Raw genomic sequence first — 24,936 nt, 5'->3', positions numbered from 1 at the left:
TTTAACCATGCATGAAGATTACACACCACTTACATTTTTGTAAGGTTTAATAAAAAAAGCCGCCCAGCATTTCTCTGGACGGCCTTCGTTACTTATGAAGCTTGATTCTTAAATTGTGTATGGTACAGATTATAGTAAAAGCCCTGTTGCTCCAGTAATTCCTTATGATTGCCTCTCTCAATAATCTCCCCTTGGTTAATGACCAAGATTTGATCCGCCTCCTGAATCGTACTCAAGCGATGGGCAATCACGAAGCTAGTGCGTCCTTGCATCAATACTTTCAAGGCTTTCTGAATTTGCATCTCGGTTCTTGTATCAATACTGCTGGTTGCCTCGTCCAAAATCAGGATGGATGGGTCCGCTAGAATCGCCCGCGCAATGGTCAGCAATTGCCGCTGTCCTTGACTGATATTGCTAGCATCCTCCGTGAGCTTCGTATGATAGCCTTCTGGTAGGCGTTCAATAAAGGAATGAGCATTCGCCATGCGAGCTGCATACATGACCTGCTCGTCTGTAGCATCTAGCCTGCCGTAGCGAATATTTTCGATTACAGTTCCCGCAAACAGGTAGGTATCCTGTAGTACCATCCCGATAGAGGACCGCAGATTTTCTTTGTCAATCTGACGTATATCCCGTCCGTCTACGATGACACTTCCCTGCTGCACATCGTAGAATCTCATCAATAGGTTTACAATTGTTGTTTTACCTGAACCAGTAGGGCCTACTAGAGCAATCATTTGCCCAGGCTCCGCTATCAGATTAATCTCTTGTAAGACAGGCTTATCTGGCTTATAACCAAAAGTGACATCCTTAAACTCTACTTTTCCTTCCACTTGTTCAAGGGAGTCCGCCACTGCTTGATCCGCGAATTCCGGTTCCTCATCCAGCACCTCAAATACACGTTCTGCACCAGCAAAAGCTGATTGTAGCATGTTAAATTGATTTGCCATCTCATTTAGCGGACGAGCAAACTGCTTCGAGTAATTTAGAAAGGCAGTTATGATCCCGATCGTGATAACACCTTGTACAGCCATGTACCCACCTATGCCTGCAACCAACGCAAAGCTGAGATTATTAATAGCATTCATCAGTGGAGGAATGACTCCAGAGAAGGCCTGCGCTTGAGCCCCTACTTTTTTCAAGCGCTGATTTTTTTCTGCAAATTGGTCGATGGTTTGTTGTTCACGATTAAAAGCCTTGACCACCCGTTGTCCCGAAATCATTTCTTCAATATATCCATTTAATTGCCCTAGCTCTGTCTGCTGTTCTAAGAAGAGCTTACGCGTACGCTCCGCAATTTTTTTTGTAATAAATAAGCCAAGTGGAACAACAATGAGACTAACCAATGTTAAAGATGGACTTAGCATAAGCATCATTCCCACGGCCCCAATTACAGTAATGAGACTGGAAAAAATTTGCGTTGTTGCTTGTGAGAGAGTGTTATTAATATTCTCTACGTCATTGGTTAGACGACTCATCAAATCACCGCGGGGTCTTTCATCAAAAAAGCGCAACGGCAGAGTCTGTACTTTATCAAAGATATCCTTTCGCATACTCTTGACCGTCTTTTGCGAGACACTTGCCATCAAATAGGTTTGTAACCAGGAAGCAAGCGCCCCCAAAATATATACGATGATTAAGCTCCCAACAATCTTGGCTAACAATGAGAATTGAACCTGTCCCGTGGTAATCCCCATGCTATCAATGGCCTTTCCAATCAGCAAGGGGCCCATCAACGCAAAGCCGGAGCTAGCCAGCACTAGGAAAAACACCAGAAATAACGACCAGCGTTGTTCCCGTAAATATCCCCATAGCCGTTTGAGCGCCTCCATGGAATTTTTCGGTTTAACAACCGGCATGCCCGTCATTCCTTTTCCCATAGGCCCGCCCATTCCTTTTGAACGTTGTGGTTCTGATCCTCCTCGATTCATCTAAATCGCCTCCTCTCTTACTTGGGAACGATAGATATCCTGATACACATCCGAGTGTTGCATCAGTTCTTGGTGAGTTCCAATATCTGAAATCTGACCATTATCTAATACAATGATTTTGTCTGCTTCCATCACAGAGCTAATGCGTTGTGCAACAATAAAACAAGTCGTATGTCCTAATTGCTCTTTTAACGCTTTTTGAATGAGAGCCTCGGTCGTCAAATCCACCGCACTAGTGCTATCGTCCAAAATGAGAATGTTTGGCTTTGCCAGTAGAGCGCGAGCAATGGACAAGCGCTGTTTTTGTCCGCCTGATAGATTAACTCCCCGTTGACCTACCACTGTATCATAGCCCGCAGGTAGTTTCGCTATAAATTCATCAGCTTGGGCTGCCTTTGCTGCGGCTATCACTTGATCATCTGAGGCCTCGGGATCACCCCAGCGAATATTATCACGAATGGTTCCTGAGAACAGTACTGCCTCCTGTAAAACCATCCCGATGTTTTTGCGAAGCTCCTGTAAGCTCAGCTCGCGAATATCCGTTCCATCCAATAAAATACGTCCCTCTGTCACATCATAAAAACGTGGGAGCAAATGAACCAACGTTGATTTACCCGAACCCGTAGAGCCAAGGATTGCAATTCGCTCACCCGGCGTCACCGAAAACGTTACATCCTTTAATACAGGTTGCCCGCTAGTACCAGCATACTGAAAGGAAACATGGTCAAATTCAATTTTTCCTGTATGCATATAAACGTCTTTATGCCCGACATCAGCAATAGTGGTTTTCGTATCCATTACCTCCACAATCCGATCCGCAGACACTTTTGCCCGCGACACCATCATGAGCATCATGCCAGCCATCATAAGGGCGAACAAAATCTGGGTCATATAATTGGTAAAAGCAATGACTTCTCCGAGCTGCATGCTACCTGTATTGACTTGAAAACCACCAAACCAAATAATCGCAACGATGCTTAGATTCATCAACAGCATCATAATCGGCATCATCAACGCCATGGTTCGTGCTGCCTTTACCGTTATATCAGCTAATTGGTCGTTCTCTGTTTGGAAACGTTCCTTTTCATAATCTGAACGAACGAAGGCCTTTACTACCCTTACCCCCGCCAAATTTTCACGTGTAACTCCGTTTACTTTATCCAAGCTAGCCTGGACTTTTTTAAATAAAGGAAAACCCTTCTTAATAATTACCAGAAGAGATAGGATCAGGAGAGGTACGGTCACAACCAACACAAGCGCCATCTTCGCATTCAATGAAAATGCCATAACCATCCCGCCTATAAAGAGAAGCGGAAAGCGTGTTAACATGCGCAGCATCATTAGAACCACGTTTTGTACCTGTGTAACATCATTAGTTAGGCGTGTAATTAAGGAAGAGGTTTTGAACTGATCCAGCTTGTCAAAAGAAAAGGTCTGTATATGGCTAAACAGATCTAGTCTCACGTCTGCACCAAAATTCTGGGAAACGATGCTGGCAAAGTAAATACAGCCTACACCGCCAACAATCCCCAAAAGCGCAACCCCTACCATAATCAATCCGGTTTGAATGATATAGGTGACATCTCCATTAGCAACACCCTGGTCTACAATATGAGCCATCAGTGTCGGCTGAAGCAAATCCATTACCACCTCCAGAAACATGAGTAACACAGCGGCTACTGCATATTTTCTATAAGGCACAATATATTTAAAAAGTTTACCCATTCTGCTTGGCATCTCCCTTCGCATTTACTTTGACAGCTACATAATTTTAGAGGAAGCAGCCAATTGACATGCAAGCTTACCTAACCTCACACTACTCCGATAAATTCCGATGCATATGTGTTAAAAAGCGTCGAAGTAAGATTTTTTCTTCCTCCCGAAAGCCTTCAAAGCATTTTTTCTCAATCTCTTTAATCACTTTTTCAATCTGATCTAATTTTTCTTTTCCTAATTCAGTTAAATAAACCCGAGATGCTCTTAAATCATCGGGATCAGGCTGACGTTCGATCAATCCAGATTTCTCCATACGATTCAGCATGACGGTGACCGTAGCTGCCTTTACCTTCATTTTCGTAACCAATTCTTTTTGTACTCTTCCATTTTTGTTTTTTAGCAAAAACAAAACAGGCAATTGCCCCGGGTAGATTCCTACTTCATGCGACATTTGCCACATTTTATAATTATACGATCGCACCACACGAGATAGTAGCAATTCTAAAGAATCCAGATAAGGAGTCTCCTCCACTTTTACTCACCTCATTTAGTTAGCCAGCTATATATTAAGATAAACAGGATTATACTCCCTTATTTCACAAGGTGCAAGGGGCTTTGCGAAAGGTAAATAAAGGTAAATGCTATCTAGCAAATAAAGGAACCGACTACCGCTACCAGGCCAATCGGTTCCTCTATCTGTGTATCCTGATGATTTTATTTTAGGGCTTTCATTAGACATTTACCCTTTTTCTTTTCATTCTGGCAACCACAATAAAAGTCCCTGCCGCTATTACCGGAAGAATGATTAAGAGATATTTACTATATTCATTAATCAGGTACCCAACAGAAGCGGCATTGCTTCCTAATAGATGCCCGAGAATAAAAAATAATAGTGTCCAAACAAAGCCAGTCGTAAAGGAGAACAGAGCATATCTCCGAAAAGACATTTTGCTAATCCCGACCAGATAAGGTACCACGTGGCGCACAATCGGCAAAAAGTAACTAATTACAAGTGCTTGGCTCCCATACTTTTGCAATAGATATTCAGCTCGTACAATATAGATATCCATGTGTCTTTTACGCCGAATGCGATCTAACACGGGAGCTCCAATCTTATATCCTAAAATATATCCAAGTGACAACCCCGAAATAACCCCTAAATAGGTGACAAAAAAGGCAGGAATTGATTGAAGAATGCCAAATGAGCCAACCATTCCTCCCGTCATGACAATCACTTCATCTGGAATCGGCATACCAACAATGCCAAGCCATAGAGCGAAAAACAAGGCAAAGTAGCCGTATTGATTAATTAACTCAAGTATCGTATCCAACTGCAAGTAATAACCCCCTGATTGTATGACAGCACGGAAGAACCATGTCAGAAATGTCACTTCTGTCATTTTTTCTTTCATAGCTTTATCATATCGAACAGTTCTTAGCTTTTTTATAACAGAGTTCTAAAGAATTTCTTAAATTTTCTGCTTGTCGTAAAAAACATACAGTTTTCTGCGGTTTTATCTAATTCGTCCGTTACTTGCCTATTTCCTTGTTTTCTTTTTGTTTGTGACAACCTTTTCATCCATGTCATATAGTATCACGTGAGCATTCTTTTCTATTTAGCTCCCAGAAGGAGGAAGCACTATTACTACTGTCATTTCGCATTTTTATAATGAAGAATATTTGCTTCCATGGTGGCTGATGCATCATACCCAGATATTTGATCATGGTATTCTCATTAATCGGGGTTCAACGGATCGTTCACTTGAGATATGTAAACATTTTGCCCCCCATTGGGAGGTGAGAAATTCAAGGGTACCGGAATTTGATGCGATAGAGGTTGACCGTGAAGTAATGGATATCGAAAAAGAATGTACAGGCTGGAAAATGGTGCTAAACACTACTGAGTTTCTATGTTGTCAAAATAAAGATGAATTTTTCTCGTCCCTTACCGCTTTAGGTGAGCATATGTATTCAATCAGAGTGATTATGCTAGTTGATGATCCCAATCATAGCTATCCAGAAGCTGTTTATAACATTCCTTTGGTGAATCAACGCTACCATGGTTACTTCCCCATAGATAATACACACCCCAATATTGGTAGACTGATTCATAAGCATGAACACGGCGCCTATACAGCCGGCAGACATTGGTCCCCGCATAAATTTATCGTTTATCTAACCGCGCCTGCCTTTGTCATAAAGTTTTTTTACAGTCCGTGGAATGATTTAACACGAAAACGAAAACTGCAAATAGGCCCCACGCTCTCAGCGCACAGTATCCAGCACGGCTTGGGTATCTATCATGTCACTACACCTGAGAAGCTACAAGAAACCTATTTGTTTTACGCGAGTGGGACAAAAGATCTTCGTTTGAATCCGGAATACCTTGAGCTGTTTCCCCACTTAAAACCATAATGTAAGCAGTTTCTTAGGGACTTATCGATTTCATCATAGCATATCTTTTCTTGAATCCTTAATGAATCGATTTGTGCGAAGCCAACACCATTATCGGGACTACTGCATAATGTAAAAGCATGAAAAGCTTCATAAAAGGGACATTTTGGGCAACTATGGAGGATAAAAATGAAAGCAGTTATTCTTGCTGGTGGGTATGGAACGAGAATTGGCGAAGAAACTCATTTAAAGCCTAAACCAATGATTGAAATAGGGACAAAGCCCATTCTTTGGCACATCATGAAAATCTTTAGCTACTACGGAATCAATGATTTTATTATTTGTTTAGGCTATAAGGGACACCTCATTAAAGAATATTTTTCAAATTATAACCTGCATATGTCAGATTTTACGCTCGATATGAGTAAAAATGAAATTAGGAACCATTCCAATAATGCAGAGCCATGGAAGGTAACGCTCATCGATACAGGGGAAGGAACGGAGACGGGCGGCCGTATTAAGAGGATACAAAAATATATTGGTGACGAAACGTTTTGTCTGACGTACGGAGATGGTGTAGGGAATATTCCTATTAAAAAATTGATTGAATTTCATCAAAAGCACGGTAAATATGCGACGGTTACTGCGGTTCAGCCCCCTGGAAGATTCGGCTCCCTTATGCTTGAGGATCAGATGGTTGTAGACTTCAAAGAGAAGCCTTTAGGAGACGGCGGCTGGATAAATGGGGGATTTTTTGTTCTAGAGCCAGCCATTTTTTCCTTTATCAATGACGACCAAACCATTTGGGAAACAAATGCTTTAGTCAAATTAGCAAAACAAAATCAGCTTGCTGCCTATCGTCATGATGGGTTCTGGCATCCAATGGATACATTACGAGATAAGCAAAAATTAATGGACTTGTGGGATAGTAAAAACGCCCCTTGGAAGGTTTGGTAGCATGAAGAAATCCTTTTGGCATCAAAAAAAAGTGTTACTAACAGGCCATACTGGATTTAAGGGTACATGGCTTACGTTGTGGTTAACATCGCTGGGGGCAGATGTAATTGGGTATTCTCTCAATCCACCATCTACCCCTCATTTATTTGAAATAGCAGAGGTTTCGAAGGAATGCCGTTCTATAAAGGGCGACATTACAGACTACCCGCTACTTCTGCAAACCCTTGCCGATTATCAGCCAGAAATTATTTTTCATCTAGCTGCCCAGCCCTTGGTTCAGCAATCGTATGCAGATCCACTTATCACCTATCATACGAATGTATTAGGAACCGTTCATGTACTTGAGGCTGCACGACAAACAAAAAGTGTTCATGTAATTATTAATGTTACAAGTGATAAATGTTATAAAAATGATGGGCTAGGTAATCATTCCTTTCAGGAAAATGATCCGCTAGGCGGCTACGATCCATACAGTGCCAGCAAAGCATGTGCCGAGGTCATCACTGAGTCTTATCAACAATCATTTTTTCAGCCTACATCTTCTTCCACAACACGACTTGCATCTGTAAGGGCTGGTAATGTGATTGGCGGTGGTGATTGGGCCGCAGATCGAATATTTCCAGATATCGCAAGGGCATTGATTCATTCAACGAAGCTTAGTATACGAAATCCAAACGCCATTCGCCCGTGGCAGCATGTCCTAGACCCCTTACATGGATATTTGCTTCTCGCTGAAAAGCTGTGGAATAACCCCGTATACGCCCAATCCTGGAATTTCGGACCGATCGATCATTCTCACCTAACCGTTAGAGAAATAGTAGATAAAGCAGCGAGTATTTGGAACGAAAAGATACAGATAACCACTCCGTCAACTACTCCCCCCTATGAATCTCCTATACTAACCCTTGATAGCACTAAAGCTATCCATTCCCTCGGGTGGCATCCAAAGCTAAATACTACAGAGGCTGTTGCATGGACTGTTCAGTGGTACCAGCAATATCAATCAGGTAAGGACATAAGCTCTTTCACTCGCCAACAAATCAACAGGTTTATAAATTTATAAGGAGTTAGGAGTCTACTGAAAATGTCCGATAAAAAATGTCGTTTTTGCAATTCGTTGCTTACTCATTCATTCCTGGATTTGGGAGTTTCACCTCTCGCTAACTCATTTATATCACCGGACCGTGTAGATGACATGGAACCATTTTATCCGTTGCATGCCTATGTTTGTGATAAATGTTTTCTGGTACAAGTAGGGCAGTTTGAATCGCCAGATCAGATTTTTAATCACTATCTATATTTTAGCTCCTATTCCTCTAGTTGGTTATCCCATGCTCAAAAATATACCGAGATGGCTATAGCAAGGTTCCATTTGCATCACCATTCGCAGGTTATTGAGATCGCAAGCAATGACGGCTATTTATTACAATACTTTCACAAGCATAATATTCGAACACTAGGAATTGAACCGGCAAAAAATTTAGCGAAAATTTGTAACGATAAGGGAATTCCTACGAGGGCAGATTTTTTTGGAGAGAGATTAGCAAAGCAATTGGTACAGGAAGGCTATAAAGGGGATTTGATTGTCGCAAATAATGTATTAGCACACGTACCTGAATTACATGACTTTATAGCAGGACTAAAAATACTACTACAACCAAATGGTATGATCACAATCGAATTTCCCCATGTCTTGCAGCTCATACTTGGTAAGCAATTTGATACGATTTATCATGAACACTTCTCTTATTTTTCACTACTCTCCGTTCAAAGCATCCTATCTAGCCACGAGTTAAAGGTTGTCGATGTCGAGGAAATCCCTACCCATGGCGGTTCTTTACGGTTGTTCGTAAAGCATAGTAAAGATAAGGAGCCCATCCAACCAAGCGTGGCAAAGATCCTTGAAAAGGAACAAGAGCACGGGCTTCACCAATTATCAACGTATTTGGAGTTTTCAAAGAAAGTCGAACAAATGAAGATCGATATATTATCCTTTTTCATTAAGGCCCATAACATGAAAAAGAAAATCGTCGGTTACGGGGCCCCTGCTAAAGGAAACACTCTCCTGCACTTTTGCGGTATCGGAAAAGAGCTTCTCCCCTATACCGTCGATCAGAATCCACATAAACAAGGGCTTATACTGCCCGGCTCTCGTATTCCGATTAAAAACCCAGATGAAATAAAACGAACACAACCAGATTTCGTCCTCATTTTGCCGTGGAATGTAAAAGCAGAAATCATGGACGAATGCTCCTATATTCGAAAGTGGGGCGGAAAATTTGTAGTGTTTGTTCCAGAAGTGGAAGTGCTGTAGCGCATGGAAAAGGTTCTCGTAACAGGCGGAAATGGCTGGATCGGCAGATATGTAGTTAGTATGCTACATAAAATGGGCTGGGAGGTTCATGCGACGTACCGAAAGGCGCCACTTTTGGATATTACCTGTGCTTGGCACCAAGCTAACCTTTTATCCCATACAGAAGTGACGGCTCTGATTGATCAGGTGAAGCCTTCTCATCTGGTACATTTAGCTTGGGAATCAGTCCCTCCCCACTGTTATCATTCGCTTGCTAACTACGATTGGGTGCAATCGAGCATGACATTATTTCGTCATTTTGCTAAATGTGGTGGTAAAAGGATCGTCGTAGCTGGAACATGTGCAGAATATGAATGGCTGGAAGGTTATTTATCTGAGGCTGGCTCTCTTTATTCTTATAAAACACCTTACTCTGCTTGTAAAAATATTTTGCGTTTATGGCTCCAATCATACACTGAGCAGGTTGGTCTGAGTGCCTGCTGGGGGAGAATCTTTCATTTATATGGTCCTCATGATCCGGGGAATCGACTTATTTCTACCCTTATCACCTCGCTATTAAAAGGCGAAGAGGCCTTGTGCACGCATGGAAATCAATATCGTGATTTTCTCTATATCGCTGATGTAGCCGATGCTCTGGTAGCCTTATTAAGGAGCGAGATGCGAGGAGCTGTTAATATTGCTTCTGGGCAATCGAGCCAATTGAAACAGATTGCTTCTCTTATCGGTCAAAAAATCGGAAGTGAGGACTTAATCAAATGGGGAGCCATTCCATCCCCCCAGGATGAGCCTTTATTTGTCGGAGCTAATATTGCTCGATTACAGGAAGGAATAAACTGGAATCCCAAATACTCGTTAGATGCTGGCTTAGAAGAAACGATAATCTGGTGGAGGAAACATTTAGATGGATGTTCTTACAGATGAATAAATACCTAAATACAAGCTGATTCCATGAGCATATGGTATCAGCTTGTCGTGTCTTTCAACTAATAAAAACATGTCTATAAAACTACATAGATTAAAAAAATAAATAAAAAAGAGGTTATTGGTAAATTATGACGAATTTAATATTGTTACTTTTTACCTACTTATATACTCAGTCAGAAAGGAGCTAGTAAATTGCAACGAACTACTAGAACGAACAATACTCAGCCCAATAGATCAACTCTCAGCCAGACAAATAGAATGGCGAGCAGTCAGACTCGGGTAACGAACACACAAGGCAACAGGGGAACAAATGGTCAAACGAGAACATCAACTACTCGCCAGCCCTCCCCTCAACAAGCTGCCCCTCAACAGAAGCGTCCTGTTAAGAATCAACCCAAGGATAGATTAGGACAAGCGATAGTTTCAATGATTTTTGGTATATTTGGTATTATTTTATTTGTAATGTCCTGCTTCATGTTAAATTACAGTTCAAGATATTACACACCATCCCCTGGTACGATGCTAACCATTTTCTTGGCCTTTATTATTAACGCTTCGGGGTTTATCTTGGGAATTCGTGCAAGGAATTCTTCTAACGGTAGGGGTATGGCAATTGCAGGTATTACACTGACTTCATTCCCATTTGTCATTATGACACTTTTTTTTGTAGCAACTATCATTGGAACATTTAGCATGTGGATGTAATGTCTTATCTCTCCAAATGAAGCAAGGCCCTCTGGTACAAAGAGGGCCTTGCTTATTTGAAATGATGGATATAAAGACCTGTTTCTTGATCGTAGTAGGCTAGTACGCTTGATAGGCTAACGGGGAGCCTGAGAATTCCTCAGGTATTCCCCTTTTTACATAGGCAAATGGACCAAAAATGTAGTGCCCTTCCCCACCTTGCTCTCAACCCGCACCTCTCCATCATGCGCTTCTATAATGGCTTTTACGATAGCTAATCCAATTCCAGCCCCCCCTGATTTACGACTACGCGACTTTTCACCACGATAAAATCGTTCAAATACGTAGGGGAGCTCTTCTTCTCTGATACCTACTCCTGTATCCGCTACATTTATTACGATATTGGACTGCTGCACTTCGATGGAAACCGATACTTCACCATCTTCAGGAGTATATTTATAAGCATTACTGAGTAAATTCGTAAATACCTGCAACAATCTGCGATAATCAGCATGCACAAAGATATTGTCCGTGAAAGGCGGAACATAACGAATTCTTTTCTTGTCCCATAACTCTGCAATGCTTTTTTGTGCCTCCGCTATGATAGCAGGTAAGTTTACTTGCTCCTTTTGTAAACGAAGCATTGGGTTTTCGGCTTCCGTTAACTTCTCCAAATCCTTTATCAATAGAACAAGCTGCGAGGTCTGTTCCTGACAAATCTGCAATTTTTCTGATGTCGGCTCCCATATCCCATCTTCAAATGCTTCCATGTAGCTTTGAATTGTAGCCAGTGGCGTTCGTAATTCATGGGCAATATCGGCTGTTAAATTTTTACGTAGACGTTCTTGCTTTTGTAGGCTCTCTGCCAAATGATTCACCGCTTGACCCAACTCCTGTATTTCCCCATGCAATGTGTCCGTCTCCACTCGTGCTGTGAGGTCTCCTGTCCGCATTCGATTCGCTTTCTCTTTCATGTGAAGCAGGGGATGGCTAATACCGCGCGAAATGCGAACGCTATAATAATAAACGCCGACAATGACAATCAGAAGCGCCCCTCCAACCATTCCATTAAATCTGGTAATGAATTCTCTCTCCTGCTCCTGGAATTGACCATCTGGAAGCCCCACATGTAACATACCCACCTGCTGATCTCCAATGATGATAGGTGTTGAGTAGGTAGAATGAGGAAGCTTATCATCTACAGCACAGCTATGCTTTGTGCCTTGCCTTTCCATATGCATTCCCATCTTAGTTGAATCCCAAATGACGTTCCCCTCTGCATCAAGCAAAATGACAGTCATGTCACGCTGCATAGCTCGATGTCCCACACCCATAAGTGTCTGTCTTGACCATTCATTTGCTTTTACATATGATTCGGTCAGGTCTTGTAGGATCGCATCTGCCTCCGCTTGCAGTTGATTTTCAACATATTTCCCAAATGTAATGGAAACCGAGATATTTACAATAATGATGATGACTAACAAAGAAACGAGCGCAACACCCAGATGGGAAAGAAAAAGCTGTCGTTTCATCCCTTTATGCTTCATCACGGTTCACCAAAAATTTATAGCCTACACCAAACACTGTTGAAATAAAGGAGGGGTGCTTGGGATCATCGTTTAATTTTTGCCTTACGTTTTTGATGTGTACGTCAATGGTACGTTCATATCCATCAAATCCATAACCTTGAATGTGATTAATTAATTCCAGACGGCTAAACACTTTTTTTGGTTGGCTAGCTAACGTATACAATAGCTTAAACTCAATAGGTGTTAATGTGATGCTAGCCTGATCTAGCGTGACCTGATGTAGTTCTGGTTCCACACATAGACGTTTTTGGAGAAAGGTAAGAGCTTGCTCTTGTTTTTTCGTAGTACCTGTCCGCCGTAACAGCGTAATAACCCGAGCCACTAATTCACGTGGACTAAATGGCTTACTAACATAATCGTCGGCCCCCATTAACAGCCCATTAATTTTATCATCCTCAGCACTTTTAGCTGTCAGCATAAGAATAGGAATATCGGAGGTCTTGCGTAACTTTCGACATATATCCTCTCCCGACATATCAGGTAGCATCAAGTCTAATATGATGAGGTCTGGCTGTAAAAGCTGATGGAGCTGAAGTGCCGCCTCCCCCGTCTCTGCTACGTAAACAATGTAACCGCTTCTCTCTAAATAAGCTCGAATTACCTGCAAAATATTTTCTTCATCATCAACGACTAATATCTTGTGTTGACCCATCTACTCTCACCCGCCTCGCTTACTATGTGCAAAAATACACAAGTAGGCAGCCCCTCCTTTCTGGAAAGTCTGCCTGATCCTGTTTCTTTTTTTATTATAAGCGATTATTTACGATTTGGAGTCTGGTTTGTATAATTGTTCATCATTCTCTCATGCATGCCGTTTGGGCCATGACAGCTTTCATACATAGATTGAATCTGTGCGTCTGTCAGTTGCGGGTGCATTTGTTTCATCAAAGGGCGCATCTGTTCAAATTCCTTCTGCTTTTGATCAGGTGTTACCTGTGACGTTCCTGCATACACGCCTGTTGCGATCCCCAAGACGACAACCAACGATGCTAGAGAAAAAATTAATTTTTTCATATCTGCTCCTCCTTTTTTTCTTAGCATACAAAAAAGAAATGAGGAACTGATGTAGTAAATATAAAGAAGTTATGAAGGACATAATACACGCATATAAATATATACCTGACAGGAAAAAAACAACATTAAAGTTAGACGCTTGACAAAAGTAAGCAATAACATTATTATACTTATAATTAGTAAGTTACTAAACATTATCTGAAAGGAGCAACACAAAAGTGGCAAACAAACAACAGCTTGGCGCACTCATTCTTCGTGTTGTACTAGGTCTAACCTTCTTGCTGCACGGTCTTGATAAATTCCAGGGGGGCATCGAAAACATTGTAGGATTTTTCGAAAGCATCGGCCTACCTGGCTTCCTAGCTTATGTAGTTGGAACTATCGAATTAGTAGGAGGTATCCTATTGATTTTAGGGCTAGGAACTCGTGCCATTTCATTTTTACTCATGGTCATTATGGTAGGAGCTACCCTAAAAGTTAAATTGGCGGCTGGATTCATCGGTGGCTATGAATTTGACCTTGCTCTCTTCACAATGGCGCTATATCTTGCATTGAATGGTAGCAGCATGGCAGCAGTAGATAACCTGCTTCCTTATGGAAAAAAAGAAACAGCGTAACGTATAGTACGAATTAATGCTTTTCCACTGCATAAGAAACCGTTTCTTTCTACACGCAAAAGCCTGGAGTTATATGCTCCAGGCTTTTTGTAATGAATACTAGTATATATCTCTACTTTAGGCTCGTGCTTTATACAGCAGATAAAGGAAGTATGGCCCCCCTATAATCGCAATGACGATTCCTACAGGAAGCTCAGCCGGCGAGAACACGGTCTTGGCAATAAAATCTGATACCAAAACCAAGAGCATCCCCATCAAAGCTGATACAGGCAATATCCGTCTGTGATGATTCCCGACCAATGCTTTAGCAATATGCGGTGCCATTAATCCAACGAACCCAATACTACCTGACACTGATACACATGCACTAATGATCCCAACACTAGCTAGCAAGAGCACCATTTTTTCTTTCTCGGTGGATACACCAAGCCCTCTAACGCTGTTTTCATCTAGCTGCAATAGATTTAACACGTTGGCTTTTCGAAATAATATCGGGATAAACAAGATAAACCAAGGGAGCATAGCCACAATATAAATCCAGTTAGCACTCCAGATACTACCTGTCATCCACACGGTTGCCATCTCAAAATCCTTTGCGTTCATGCGTAAAGAAAGGTAGAGCGTAAATGCCCCCAGACCCGTTCCAACTGCAATTCCAACCAGAATAAGCCGTTGTGGGTCTAGTTTCCCCTTTTGCCAAGCAAATAGAAAGATAAGGAAAGCAGAGAGCAGACCACCCACTAAACCAAACAAAGGCATGGCTAATGTTGTTAATAACCCTTCGCTACCCATTTTCCCCTCAAACATAAAGATAAACAGTACAATTGCTGCACCTGCCCCCGCATTGATGCCCAATATTCCAGGATCAGCAAGTCCATTTCGGGTAATCGCTTGAACAACGGTACCGGCAAGCCCTAGCCCCATACCAACAAGGGCCGCAATCACAATACGCGGTAGGCGAAATTCAAAGATAACCAGATCATGCTCAGGTTTAGGATCATGACGTAGCAATGTGTTGATAACGTCTTGTAGCGTCATATCAAACTCGCCGTTTGTAACACTAATATAAATAGCTAGCAATGCAAGACAAATACTTGCTATTGTAACTGTCCAAAACCGAGCAGTCGATGTCTTAGCAAATATACGCGATTGCTTTTTGTTAGTTACCATGTTTTTCTCCCCCTTTTTTAACAATCAAATAGAGGAAGAATGGAATACCAAACAGTGAAGTAACTACTCCGATTGGCGTTTCAAAAGGGTAATTCATAAACCGACTTAGGATATCGGAAAATAGTAAAAAAATCCCACCAACCACCGCTGAACACGGTACGATCCACCGATAATCTATCCCCACCAGAAAGCGAGCAATATGTGGAACAATTAATCCAACAAATCCTATCTTGCCTACCAAAGCAACAGATATCCCGGTCAAAATGACAACAGTCAGCATCGTCAGCCCTTTAATCAGAGCTGTACGCTGGCCCAAATTGACCGCTATCTCCTCACCCAATGACAGAATCGTAATGGATTTAGACAAAAATAACGCCAGTAAAATACCTACGATTGCAAAGGGAAGGGCTAATTTGATCAAGCCCGGATCAATTTGGTGTAATCGAGCGTTATACCAAAAGCTGAGATTCTGCGATATTTGAAAATAAGTGGATAAGGCTTGCGATATACTACTTAGGACTGTTCCGATAACTGTCCCGATTATAGCCAATCGGACTGGGGTCATACCATTAGGCAACAGGGATGCAAACCCCAATACAATTCCTACCCCTAACGCAGAACCAATTAAAGAATACATGATCATTTGTAGGGAAGACGTATCTGGCATAAAGATCATACACACCGTAATAACAAATGCTGATCCGTCTGATACCCCCATAATGGAAGGAGATGCCAGAAAGTTTCTGGTCATCCCCTGCATTAAAGCTCCCGACATTGCTAAGAAGGCACCAATCAATAGTGCTCCTACAGCTCTTGGTATTCTGGAATGCATGATAATCTGATGATCAGCATTACCAGCATCAAAATGAAAGATAGCATCCTGAATTGTACTAAGCTCTATGTTTTTAGCTCCAAAGACAATGGACAGTGCCATCAAAATCACAATAAAAATTGGTGATGTCAACAAAATGGCAACTGGTACTGATTTCTTCACTCTCATTGCGCTCTTCTCGCCCTTTTATCTACTTGGACAGCTTTTCCACCGCAGCTTTCAAGAAGTTAATTTTGCTCCATGCTGTACCACCTTGTCCTAGTGGATCTACTACATTCACGTAAACATGGCCATTTTTCACAGCGTTAATGCTTTGCCAGATTGGATTTTTCTCTAGATCCTCTAAAGATTTAGGTTGGTCTTTGTTTTCATCAGGTGAAAATTGAACAAAGATATAGTCTGGATTCATGGCACTAAATTTCTCTAATGACATAGCCTCTTGCGCTTTAGCCGCCTTAACTTCCTCTGGTGCTGTAAAACCTAATTCCGCATATAAGGATGGGTTAAAGAAGACTTTTTCTGGATAGATATTGATGGTACCTTGACGCAGGCGTATCGCTACTACTTTTTTATCCTTTAGCTTATCGCTCAAAGAAGCTTTTGCCTTTTCTAGATCTTCTTTATATTTTTTCAGTACATTCTCAGCTTCTGCTTGCTTTCCTGTTAATTCAGCTAGTAAGTGTAAATTAGCTTCCCAGTTGCTTGAGATATGAGAAACAGGGAAAGTTGGTGCGATTTTCTCGAATTTACTATATACTTCTGGCTTAAATTTAGACGAACCGAGGATCACGTCTGGTTTTAATTTAAGCATGGTCTCCAGATTTGGTTGCATTTTTTCACCAATGGATTCCGATGAGCCTGTAATACTTTTATAAATATCCGGGAATTTACCACCTACACTAATCGCACCTACTGGCTCTACACCTAAAACCACAGCGTCTTCCATAGACTCCATACTACCTGTAATGACAATGCGATCTGTCTTAGCTGGAACTTTATATTCTTGATCAAGATACTTAATCGTTCTTGTTTCACCTGTTGCTGATTCTGATGCTTTTTGGCTATCACTGCTGGTAGCTGTCGGAGTGGCAGGTGCTGTTGTCTCTGTTTTCCCGCCGCAAGCCGTTACCATAAGGGCCAGTATGGCTACTAGACCTACTCCTAGAAACTTACGTTTATTCATGTTTATAATGTCCCCTCTCGATAAGACAATCTGAAATGTTTGATAATAATTCTCATTTACGATTATAGAGGAGTAGACTCTGCTCGACCATGAACGATTTCCGGAATCAATATGGACGATTTCCAGAAAAGAGACGATAAACATCCTCGATTAAACGCTCATGGGCCAGCGGAGAGTAATCACGCCAAGGATTTGAAAAGATTTCATGAACATTGTTTAGACGCACCGCTCTAATCTGTTGCCATTCTGGTCTCATTTGGAGTTGCTTCCAGTAATGTAGCGTCTCTGACTCGGGGCAGGCAAGTACCAATATATAATCAGGATCATACTCTGCCAGCTTTTGTATCGTTATCTTTTCATCAATTCCCACATCATGCAGCGGATGGGCGGGAATCATTTGCAAATCACCATAAAATACCTGAGTCATACTAGGATTGCTGTATACATATATATTTTGTTTTAGTAGACGGACAATCAGAAAGGTATCGTTTTTTACTACTCCGCTGATTTCCTCTCTGATCATCTTCACCTTGTGATCATAAGATATAAGCCATTTATCTGCATCCTGAGGTACTTGTAAAAGCTCGGCTGTTTGCAGAAATTGTGCTCTCCAATCTGTATCACTCCATGAAACATAGCTCACTGATCCTGCCTGTTCCAGCTTTGCCTTCTCTTTTCCTTCTAGTTGATCGATGCTGATAATAAGATCGGGATGGATTTGCTCTAAGACTTCAATATTACTTTCCCATTTGTAATCGACACGGTACGCACTTAAGTGAATAGGTATTTCCGCGCGGTATTTTTCATAGTAGATGGACGACCATTTTGGATGCAGGGGAGCGGCATAAGGGATCACCTGCAAGGCTAGTACATAGCCAAGAAGCCGGTGACTATAGATAGCTACCTTTTTCTGACGTTGCTTCATGTATGTGGTGGGAGATACACCAACCTCCTGTTTAAACTTCCGGCTAAAGTAAAATTCATCGTTATAGCCAATTTGATGGGCAACGTCCTTTAAGCGAACCTGCGGTCTACTCATAAATTGCTTTGCTTGATTCATCCTCACCTTTGTTACATATTCAATTGCCCCGATTCCATACGTCTTTTTAAACAGCTCGCCAAAATACTTTGAACTTACTCCCGCTATTTTGGCTAAATCGTCTACACAAAGGTTTTTATTAAAATGAGTATCGATGTAGGTTTTGGCTTTAGCAATAGCAGTTTTAGAATCCTCAAAGCGGATGTCCTTATTGTTCATAAGTGTATGAATAAACTGTAGAAAAGTGATTTGCCCCAAAAAACGGTCCATGGGCTTCTTGCTTTTCCATTGCTTTTCGATCGTTTGGCACAGCATCGTCGGTTGGGAGATCGTATGCGATACTTGTCCTCCTTTCTCGAAAGGTCCTTTATCACGCACAGGCTTCAAATGTCCCCTCCGCTTTCCTGATTCCTGATAGACATGAAAATAAATCACATAGCAATAGGTTTCTACCTCTGGAGTTAATTCAAGTCCAAGTGTTTGACCTGGTGCACATACATAGACGCCATCCTTTTGTAGTGGGTGAGCTTGTTCATCAATTAGGACATGACCCTGACCTTGAAGAGCGATAAGCAAAACATACGAGGAGGTCATCTGATGAATCAATGGGACTGGTTTATACTGGCTTCCCTTAAGCAGTTCTATCTCTTTTAGCTTAAATTGGTATTGATCTATTTCTACAGTCGATTCAGCAGAAAACGAATGTTGCTGTTGTTGATCTGACATATATGTCGCCACTTTCTATGTTTTGTCATATCGGTTCATTGATAACTATTCTCAACGAATCTGAGTTATTTGTAGTATAGCAAAGCTAGTTATATATTTGAAACCAATTAACATACTATATCGTCTTGTATCATATACATATCTTTTACATAAATTACTAATTAACCAAATAATAACTTTTAGATATGGAGTGGTTCCTATGAAAAATTCAGGATATCTGGTGCTTAGCTCAGTGTTAGCCATAGGATTATTAACAGGCTGTGGAAACAGTGGTTCAACAAGCTCCCAGCCGGTACAAGGAGAAACCACACCTCAGACAAATACACCCCAGAAGAATCAACCAACTGTCGAACAAGACGTTATCAAACAAATGCAGGATATTGCGTCACAAGCAAAAGAGCCTGTTGAATTAATCACCTACTTGGATAAGACGATCAAAAACGTAAAAAGTGAAACTGCCGATCGGCTATTCGTTATTTTAGATGATTATTATGCCACTCACTTGATTGGATTGAACGAAAGCTTTTCTAAGTTATTAGCTGAGAATAACAATGCCCAAAAGCTATATGAAATTGGCTTCCCTGTTGATGTGACGAAGATTCAAGAAGAGCCTTTAAAAAAATACGTGCAGGATAAATTGGCTGGCAAGCTAGCCTTAACAGATAACGAAGGGGATTTGTTTTGGATGGTAGATTATGATGCCTTACAGCAATACTCCCGCTACCTCACTGACGACATGAAGTCATACCTGGAGCTACAATGGGACGAATATAATAAACCTATTTCCAGAGATGGTAGTTTAATTATCTCACGTCAAGAGCTGGGAGAACGCATCGTAAAAGTAGAAAAGTATCTAACCTCCTATAAGAACGGAATCAAAAAAACAGATGTTAGGAATCTATATCAAACCTATTTGCAAGAATATCTCAGTAACTATCGCTACGATGCCATTGATGAAAAAACCATGAAGCTGTTACCAGAGGTAAAGAAAGCGTACGAACAATTCATAAAAACTCACAGTGATACGAAGACAACAAGCATCATTGCAGAGTACCTACAGATTATAAATCAAAACAAAGACGTCATTTATGAGCACGGAAAAGCAGGAGAGAGTATCATCGGTGACGCTAAGCCAGACATCTCTAAGTTTTGGGGATCATTACCTCAAAAGGTTGAGCAAACATTCGGCGCATAACAAACAGGCTGAAGGAGCCTTATTACGTCCTTCAGCCTTGTTTCATGATATAAAAATGATTGGTTATGCTGTGTGAGTGGGAAATATACTCTGCACCTCTTGTTTCCAGACCTGCTCTGGCAACTCCTTTAGATGATGCAGAAGCCTTTGGTTAGACCAATTGTTGTATGCATACGAAGTTACAGTTTGATCCATCCCTCCGCCCCCTACCCCACTTTCACTGCCTCTACAAAATTGGTGTAATAGGTTGCTCCACCGCCTAGATCGGTTAGTGCTTCTGAGGTTGTTACATTCACATTCTTTTGCCATAAATTAATCGGGGTAACCAGCACACCGGCTCTTACTTTTTCGCTAATTTTAGCTGGGAGAACAATCTCCCCACGATCGTTGTATACTTTCACCTGATCGCCTTCTGCAATCCCTCGGGAAAGCGCATCCTGAGGATTCATATAGAGGACTGGCTCCTTTTCCCGTTTTTTCAGTGTCTCTACATTCCCAAAGCTGGAATTTAAGAAATGCTTTGCTTTCACCGTCAAAAAGTGCAAAGGATATTGCTCAGCGCCCTCCGCCTTTTGCTCAAGCGGTGTGTAGTTAACCAACGGCTCCAAGCCTAGCTCTTTCATCTGTGGCGCTAGTGCCTCGATCTTTTTACTCGGCGTTAAAAAGCCATGCTGAAACGGAAAGAAATGATCTCCTTCAAATGATACTTTCTGATATTTCTTTTCTTTAAGCGTCTCATACGTGATTCCGTTAAGAAACGGGTGGGTAGAATCCAACGCCTGCCTAATTAAATCCTCATCGCTATCTGCAAAGCAGTCTTCTGTATACCCCATCGCCTTGGCTAGCAAACGGAAGGTCTCCGTATTAGATTTGGCTTCTCCTAAGGGGGCAATAGCAGGCTCGTTTAACTGTACATATAAATGCCAGTAGGATGTATGAATATCCAAATGCTCCAGAGTTGTAGTCGCAGGCAAGATAATATCTGCATATCGGCAGGTTTTTGTCATATGCTGCTCATGGACTACCGTAAATAAATCATCCCGGAGTAGCCCCTCCGTAACCTTATTAGCATCAGGAGTCACTAAAGCTGGATTACTGTTATAGACATAAAGAGCCTTTACGGGATTGTCTTGCTGTAAGAGAGCAGAGCCTAATTGCGCACAGTTTATTTCCCGCGGATTTCCTTCATACACATCTGCTCGATATAGATTCTCGTAATTGATTCCGACATCCATATTGGCTAGTAAAAAGCCTCCGCCTAGCTCCTGCCAGGCTCCTGTTAATGCTGGAAGTACCGCCAATGTACGAATGATTTCTCCCCCAGTCGTATGACGCTGTGGACCAAATCCGCAACGGATAAGAGAAGCCTTGGTGCTTGCATATAATTGAGTAAATTCAATGATCTCCTGCTCGGAAAGCCCCGTAATGCTAGCTACATGAGCTGGTGTATATGGTTTTACGCGCTTCTTTAACTCCTCAAAGCCTTGTAGATGGCTGGCAATGTATGCGTGATCGAGCTGATCGTTTTGAATTAGTACATGCATCATCCCCAGTGCGAGTGCGCTATCGGTTCCTGGTTTAATTTGCAAATGGATATCTGCCTTTTCTGCCGTCTCATGCCTATAAGGATCAATGACCACCAAAACAGCGCCATTCCTCCGTGCTTCCTCCATAATTGGGAACTGATGGACGTTTGTATGAAGCGTATTGGTGCCCCATGCGATAATCAAGCGAGAATGTACCATATCCTCTGGATCGACACCAAGTCGGGTTCCATATACAGAGTGTAGAGCCGCTGAGGCAGCAGATGCGCATAAAGTGCGAGCCAGACGAGAAGCACCCATTTTACCAAAAAAACGTCGATCCATACTGTCGTAGTTAATCAACCCCATAGTACCAGCATAGCTATAAGGTAAGACAGCCTCGGCTCCATATTGACGAATGGTTTCCTTCCATTTATCCGTGATGAGCTGGATGGCTTCCTCCCACGAAATTCGTTCAAATACCCCTTCCCCTTTTTTACCTGTTCTTTTCATGGGATATAAAATCCGGTCTGGATGATACACCCGCTCTAAATAATTATTTACCTTGATGCACAGAAAGCCTTTGGTTACTGGGTGTTCTTTGTTACCGCGAATTTTCACTGCTTTTCCTGATTCATCGACAGTCACTGTCATACTACAGGTGTCCCAGCAATCGTGGGGGCAGATATTGGTATGCTCTTTTGTCATGGCTTCTCTCCTCCTTACTCTTTCTCTTTTCGACTATTTTTCATCTTATTTACAGACTTTTGTATCTATACTATAATGATTGAATAATCTTTCCCATTCAAAAATTAACCTTTACAAATAATAAAAAGGATATAAAAATCAGGCTATAGTGCTCCTTCCTTCTACGACAAATGGATATTAGGGGCACTGCTCTCCTGATTTTTTTTACTATGCCAATGAAAAATTCTATCTATCTAAGACGCAAAGGTAAGCTACTTGTACAGACAGGAATCAGTCATTTACCTCTTCCTTACCTAGCTACTGCCTTAAAAAACCTGGAGCATCTTGGCTTCACCTTTTCCCACCGATTGATGGAACGGTTGCAAACCCTATCTGTCGAAGAATTTACTACATTCTTTCAGCAGCTAGAAAAGGACGTAAAGCAACTGGTCGGAGCTCATGTACGATATCGTCCGATGTATCAAAATTTCCCCCAGCAACTAATGGAAGCAAGCCAAGCAAGCTTATATGTGAACGCCATTATTCACTATCTCACCCTTTCTCTTCCGATTGATGAAGTAAAGAAACGACTTCCACTGCTTGATCAACATCAGTTAACTGTCATTGAACTTGGAAATGAAGAGGAATTAGAGCAAATCTTCTGGAATCTCGTCCAGTCCAAAACCTCCCTTTCCGAAACCGACAAGGATGACCTCAGCTTCTTTATACAAGAATATCAGGTTTTAGATAAACTTGTGCAGTTAGATATTCCATTAAAAGAAAATATTGCGCTGCTCACAGGCTTACTGTTCTCATCCAGTAAACTATCACCTGCCTTTTTTTCCAAACATATCAAGACAGCAACAGATGTTTTACGGGTAGCTACATCCTTATCTGGCGGTGATATCAGTCTATCCAGCGCTACGCCCTTTCGTAAATTTACACGTGCCCAAAGACGTTTTATCTTGGGGCTATTAGAGAATTGTCTTGCCCTCGAAGAAGATATGCTGCGCTATAAAAACCGTTGGATTCGATTAGGGGAAATTTTACACCCTACGGAATACAAACTACGTTTCCCACGGTGCGCCGATGCTTTTTATCTGATTCGTAACAATCAAAAAATCGAAACATTTAACAGTAAAGTAGAGGAAGCTCTATTACATCGACGGCTATCAGAAGCAATCGAGCTACTTTCCACTAGACCGGGCGAGCTGGCACGTCGTCTTGATCACATCATACGTCTCAGTGTGGAGTGGCAGCCAATCGTCCATGCTTTTGAAAAGATAGTTGATCAGGTTTCTTCTCCTGTATTGCTACAGGTGATGACACATTTTGCGAACCGTCACATTCCGCAAGCCGTCCGTACATTTTTCCCGAAAGGAAATGTAGCCAAAGTTCAAGTGAGTGCTGACACACTGGCTCCTCTTCCTAAGGAAATCGGTGATTCAATCATATCCATCTGTCAAAAGGAACTCATGCAGCGTTTTTCCCAATTGCCGCCGCTGGGCTATGTATATGTCGATGAACGATTGCGCAATTACAATGTCCCCTTCTCCCAACGCTCAGCTCAGAAGGCGCTCCGTACGATTACGCGAGGTTCTAAGCTTGATTTACCGGCTGGAAATACCATCCGATTTTTTACTTGGTGGCGAGAAGGTATTGTGAATCAAGTTCCGACAGATCGAGTGGATGTTGATTTATCTGCTGTGATGTATGACCACAACTGGAATGATTTAGAACACATTTCCTATACAAATCTAGTTTCATCTTCCTTTAAGGCCTACCATAGTGGTGATATTACTACTGCTCCACAAGGTGCCTGCGAGTTCATTGATATCGATTTAGCTGCTGCGGCAAAAGCAGGGGCTCGTTATCTTTCCATGTCTTTGCATTCCTTTACCAGTCATCCTTATTGTGATCTCCCTGAATGCTTTGCTGGCTGGATGATGCGACAGCACCCTAATTCTGGTGAAATCTTCGAACCGGCTACCGTACAAAATAAAATCGACATCACTGCTGATACAACGATTTGTATTCCCGTTATGATTGATATAGAGGCTCGTCAGGTCATCTGGACCGATTTAGCTCTTACTTTTGAACCTACCTATGCCAATAACGTTGAACATAATCGAAACAGCATGCAGCTCATGGGAAAAGCCATGACAAATCTGATTAAACCAAATTTATACGACCTGTTTGTATTGCACGCCTTAGCCAGAGGAACGCTTGTTGATAATCCTGATCGTGCCCAATCCGTCTTTTCTGTAAATAGTGGGATAACACCCTATGACACCGAAAAAATCATGTCTGATTATTTATAGCACATGCATTCTGAAGTCTAGTCACAGGACCGTCATTTGACACATACGATATATTGATGTATTTTGTAATTCGTAGACTATATATAGTGTATTTAACCACATTACAGAAGCATTTTCTCT

At 41.7% G+C, this 24,936-nt stretch carries 22 protein-coding genes; 9 read left to right on the top strand and 13 right to left on the bottom strand.

All coding sequences use genetic code 11. The annotated features are described in order from the left end of the window. Positions 1-92: 92 nt before the first annotated feature. From BRLA_RS01550 to BRLA_RS01535, 4 genes are all read right to left on the bottom strand, one after another. Positions 93-1,931, bottom strand: a complete 1,839-nt coding sequence (locus tag BRLA_RS01550; protein WP_003333656.1) for an ABC transporter ATP-binding protein — start codon at positions 1,929-1,931, stop codon at positions 93-95. Further along, positions 1,932-3,656: an ABC transporter ATP-binding protein gene (locus BRLA_RS01545; RefSeq protein ID WP_003333657.1), complete on the bottom strand. Its 1,725-nt coding sequence runs from the start codon at positions 3,654-3,656 to the stop codon at positions 1,932-1,934. It abuts the gene before it with no gap. 91 nt (positions 3,657-3,747) lie between these two features. Continuing rightward, a complete protein-coding gene (locus tag BRLA_RS01540; RefSeq protein ID WP_003333658.1) occupies positions 3,748-4,179 on the bottom strand; it encodes a MarR family winged helix-turn-helix transcriptional regulator in 432 nt (143 codons plus the stop codon). Positions 4,180-4,378: 199 nt separating this feature from the next. Then, positions 4,379-4,984, bottom strand: coding sequence for a DedA family protein (locus tag BRLA_RS01535; protein WP_003343267.1), 606 nt, complete (start codon positions 4,982-4,984; stop codon positions 4,379-4,381). A 361-nt stretch (positions 4,985-5,345) separates the two neighbouring features. Here BRLA_RS01535 and BRLA_RS01530 point away from each other — a divergent pair, with 361 nt between their 5' ends. From BRLA_RS01530 to BRLA_RS01505, 6 genes are all read left to right on the top strand, one after another. Next, entirely contained in the window at positions 5,346-6,062 is a 717-nt protein-coding gene (locus BRLA_RS01530; protein WP_003343265.1) for a glycosyltransferase family protein, read from the top strand. A 168-nt stretch (positions 6,063-6,230) separates the two neighbouring features. Then, on the top strand, positions 6,231-6,998 hold the full coding sequence (gene rfbF / locus BRLA_RS01525) for a glucose-1-phosphate cytidylyltransferase (protein ID WP_003333664.1): 768 nt from the start codon (positions 6,231-6,233) through the stop codon (positions 6,996-6,998). A gap of 1 nt (position 6,999) precedes the next feature. Then, positions 7,000-8,061 carry a CDP-glucose 4,6-dehydratase gene (rfbG, locus tag BRLA_RS01520; RefSeq protein WP_003333665.1) on the top strand — a complete coding sequence of 354 codons (1,062 nt, stop codon included), beginning with the start codon at positions 7,000-7,002 and terminating at the stop codon, positions 8,059-8,061. A gap of 21 nt (positions 8,062-8,082) precedes the next feature. Then, positions 8,083-9,312, top strand: coding sequence for a class I SAM-dependent methyltransferase (locus tag BRLA_RS01515; RefSeq protein ID WP_003333666.1), 1,230 nt, complete (start codon positions 8,083-8,085; stop codon positions 9,310-9,312). 3 nt (positions 9,313-9,315) lie between these two features. Then, positions 9,316-10,233 (top strand): NAD-dependent epimerase/dehydratase family protein, encoded by a 918-nt coding sequence (locus tag BRLA_RS01510; protein ID WP_003333667.1) that lies wholly within the window; start codon positions 9,316-9,318, stop codon positions 10,231-10,233. Positions 10,234-10,428: 195 nt separating this feature from the next. Beyond that, positions 10,429-10,941 (top strand): hypothetical protein, encoded by a 513-nt coding sequence (locus tag BRLA_RS01505; RefSeq protein WP_003333668.1) that lies wholly within the window; start codon positions 10,429-10,431, stop codon positions 10,939-10,941. A gap of 155 nt (positions 10,942-11,096) precedes the next feature. Here the strand turns inward: BRLA_RS01505 and BRLA_RS01500 are convergent, their stop codons facing one another. The 3 genes from BRLA_RS01500 to BRLA_RS01490 all read right to left on the bottom strand — a co-directional run bounded on the left by BRLA_RS01500 (position 11,097) and on the right by BRLA_RS01490 (position 13,523). After that, positions 11,097-12,467, bottom strand: coding sequence for a sensor histidine kinase (locus BRLA_RS01500; protein WP_003333669.1), 1,371 nt, complete (start codon positions 12,465-12,467; stop codon positions 11,097-11,099). After that, complete coding sequence (locus BRLA_RS01495; protein ID WP_003333670.1) at positions 12,457-13,161, bottom strand: response regulator transcription factor; 705 nt, start codon at positions 13,159-13,161, stop codon at positions 12,457-12,459. Before BRLA_RS01495 ends, BRLA_RS01500 begins: the two co-directional genes overlap by 11 nt. A 104-nt stretch (positions 13,162-13,265) precedes the next feature. Beyond that, positions 13,266-13,523 carry a hypothetical protein gene (locus tag BRLA_RS01490; RefSeq protein WP_041751899.1) on the bottom strand — a complete coding sequence of 86 codons (258 nt, stop codon included), beginning with the start codon at positions 13,521-13,523 and terminating at the stop codon, positions 13,266-13,268. A gap of 218 nt (positions 13,524-13,741) precedes the next feature. On the opposite strand from BRLA_RS01490, the gene BRLA_RS01485 reads away from it, so the two are divergent. Beyond that, positions 13,742-14,140 carry a DoxX family protein gene (locus tag BRLA_RS01485; RefSeq protein ID WP_003333673.1) on the top strand — a complete coding sequence of 133 codons (399 nt, stop codon included), beginning with the start codon at positions 13,742-13,744 and terminating at the stop codon, positions 14,138-14,140. 117 nt (positions 14,141-14,257) lie between these two features. Here BRLA_RS01485 and BRLA_RS01480 read toward each other — a convergent pair whose 3' ends face one another. The 4 genes from BRLA_RS01480 to BRLA_RS01465 form a co-directional block, all read right to left on the bottom strand. Next, positions 14,258-15,310, bottom strand: a complete 1,053-nt coding sequence (locus tag BRLA_RS01480) for a FecCD family ABC transporter permease (RefSeq protein WP_003333674.1) — start codon at positions 15,308-15,310, stop codon at positions 14,258-14,260. Then, positions 15,300-16,310 (bottom strand): FecCD family ABC transporter permease, encoded by a 1,011-nt coding sequence (locus BRLA_RS01475; RefSeq protein WP_041751897.1) that lies wholly within the window; start codon positions 16,308-16,310, stop codon positions 15,300-15,302. The genes BRLA_RS01480 and BRLA_RS01475 overlap by 11 nt, the downstream gene beginning before the upstream one ends. A gap of 22 nt (positions 16,311-16,332) precedes the next feature. Beyond that, positions 16,333-17,325 carry an iron-hydroxamate ABC transporter substrate-binding protein gene (locus BRLA_RS01470; protein ID WP_003333676.1) on the bottom strand — a complete coding sequence of 331 codons (993 nt, stop codon included), beginning with the start codon at positions 17,323-17,325 and terminating at the stop codon, positions 16,333-16,335. A gap of 106 nt (positions 17,326-17,431) precedes the next feature. Then, positions 17,432-19,090 (bottom strand): ABC transporter substrate-binding protein, encoded by a 1,659-nt coding sequence (locus BRLA_RS01465; protein ID WP_003333677.1) that lies wholly within the window; start codon positions 19,088-19,090, stop codon positions 17,432-17,434. 199 nt (positions 19,091-19,289) lie between these two features. Here BRLA_RS01465 and BRLA_RS01460 point away from each other — a divergent pair, with 199 nt between their 5' ends. Beyond that, positions 19,290-20,285, top strand: a complete 996-nt coding sequence (locus BRLA_RS01460; protein WP_003333678.1) for a hypothetical protein — start codon at positions 19,290-19,292, stop codon at positions 20,283-20,285. 63 nt (positions 20,286-20,348) lie between these two features. Here the strand turns inward: BRLA_RS01460 and BRLA_RS24930 are convergent, their stop codons facing one another. Next, positions 20,349-20,480, bottom strand: coding sequence for a DinB family protein (locus BRLA_RS24930; RefSeq protein WP_272898003.1), 132 nt, complete (start codon positions 20,478-20,480; stop codon positions 20,349-20,351). A gap of 11 nt (positions 20,481-20,491) precedes the next feature. After that, a complete protein-coding gene (locus tag BRLA_RS01455; protein ID WP_003333679.1) occupies positions 20,492-22,516 on the bottom strand; it encodes a molybdopterin-containing oxidoreductase family protein in 2,025 nt (674 codons plus the stop codon). A 215-nt stretch (positions 22,517-22,731) separates the two neighbouring features. Here BRLA_RS01455 and BRLA_RS01450 point away from each other — a divergent pair, with 215 nt between their 5' ends. Beyond that, positions 22,732-24,816 carry a TerD family protein gene (locus BRLA_RS01450; RefSeq protein ID WP_041751895.1) on the top strand — a complete coding sequence of 695 codons (2,085 nt, stop codon included), beginning with the start codon at positions 22,732-22,734 and terminating at the stop codon, positions 24,814-24,816. The last annotated feature ends 120 nt before the right edge of the window (positions 24,817-24,936 follow it).

The organism is Brevibacillus laterosporus LMG 15441 (genome assembly GCF_000219535.2).
In the GTDB taxonomy this organism is placed as follows: Bacteria; Bacillota; Bacilli; order Brevibacillales; family Brevibacillaceae; genus Brevibacillus_B; species Brevibacillus_B halotolerans.
The sequence above is the reverse complement of the archived record's forward strand: the minus strand, read 5'-3'. Positions and strand labels throughout refer to the sequence as shown.

Excerpts from the sequence above, each read along its gene's own strand:
- BRLA_RS01550 (WP_003333656.1), bottom strand. The coding sequence starts at position 1,931 with ATGAATCGAGGAGGATCAGAACCACAACGTTCAAAAGGAATGGGCGGG.
- BRLA_RS01545 (WP_003333657.1), bottom strand. The coding sequence starts at position 3,656 with ATGGGTAAACTTTTTAAATATATTGTGCCTTATAGAAAATATGCAGTA.
- BRLA_RS01530 (WP_003343265.1), top strand. The coding sequence starts at position 5,346 with ATGCATCATACCCAGATATTTGATCATGGTATTCTCATTAATCGGGGT.
- rfbF (WP_003333664.1), top strand. The coding sequence starts at position 6,231 with ATGAAAGCAGTTATTCTTGCTGGTGGGTATGGAACGAGAATTGGCGAA.
- rfbG (WP_003333665.1), top strand. The coding sequence starts at position 7,000 with ATGAAGAAATCCTTTTGGCATCAAAAAAAAGTGTTACTAACAGGCCAT.
- BRLA_RS01515 (WP_003333666.1), top strand. The coding sequence starts at position 8,083 with ATGTCCGATAAAAAATGTCGTTTTTGCAATTCGTTGCTTACTCATTCA.
- BRLA_RS01510 (WP_003333667.1), top strand. The coding sequence starts at position 9,316 with ATGGAAAAGGTTCTCGTAACAGGCGGAAATGGCTGGATCGGCAGATAT.
- BRLA_RS01500 (WP_003333669.1), bottom strand. The coding sequence starts at position 12,467 with ATGAAGCATAAAGGGATGAAACGACAGCTTTTTCTTTCCCATCTGGGT.
- BRLA_RS01495 (WP_003333670.1), bottom strand. The coding sequence starts at position 13,161 with ATGGGTCAACACAAGATATTAGTCGTTGATGATGAAGAAAATATTTTG.
- BRLA_RS01490 (WP_041751899.1), bottom strand. The coding sequence starts at position 13,523 with ATGAAAAAATTAATTTTTTCTCTAGCATCGTTGGTTGTCGTCTTGGGG.
- BRLA_RS01480 (WP_003333674.1), bottom strand. The coding sequence starts at position 15,310 with ATGGTAACTAACAAAAAGCAATCGCGTATATTTGCTAAGACATCGACT.
- BRLA_RS01475 (WP_041751897.1), bottom strand. The coding sequence starts at position 16,310 with ATGAGAGTGAAGAAATCAGTACCAGTTGCCATTTTGTTGACATCACCA.
- BRLA_RS01470 (WP_003333676.1), bottom strand. The coding sequence starts at position 17,325 with ATGAATAAACGTAAGTTTCTAGGAGTAGGTCTAGTAGCCATACTGGCC.
- BRLA_RS01465 (WP_003333677.1), bottom strand. The coding sequence starts at position 19,090 with ATGTCAGATCAACAACAGCAACATTCGTTTTCTGCTGAATCGACTGTA.
- BRLA_RS01460 (WP_003333678.1), top strand. The coding sequence starts at position 19,290 with ATGAAAAATTCAGGATATCTGGTGCTTAGCTCAGTGTTAGCCATAGGA.
- BRLA_RS24930 (WP_272898003.1), bottom strand. The coding sequence starts at position 20,480 with ATGGATCAAACTGTAACTTCGTATGCATACAACAATTGGTCTAACCAA.
- BRLA_RS01455 (WP_003333679.1), bottom strand. The coding sequence starts at position 22,516 with ATGACAAAAGAGCATACCAATATCTGCCCCCACGATTGCTGGGACACC.
- BRLA_RS01450 (WP_041751895.1), top strand. The coding sequence starts at position 22,732 with ATGAAAAATTCTATCTATCTAAGACGCAAAGGTAAGCTACTTGTACAG.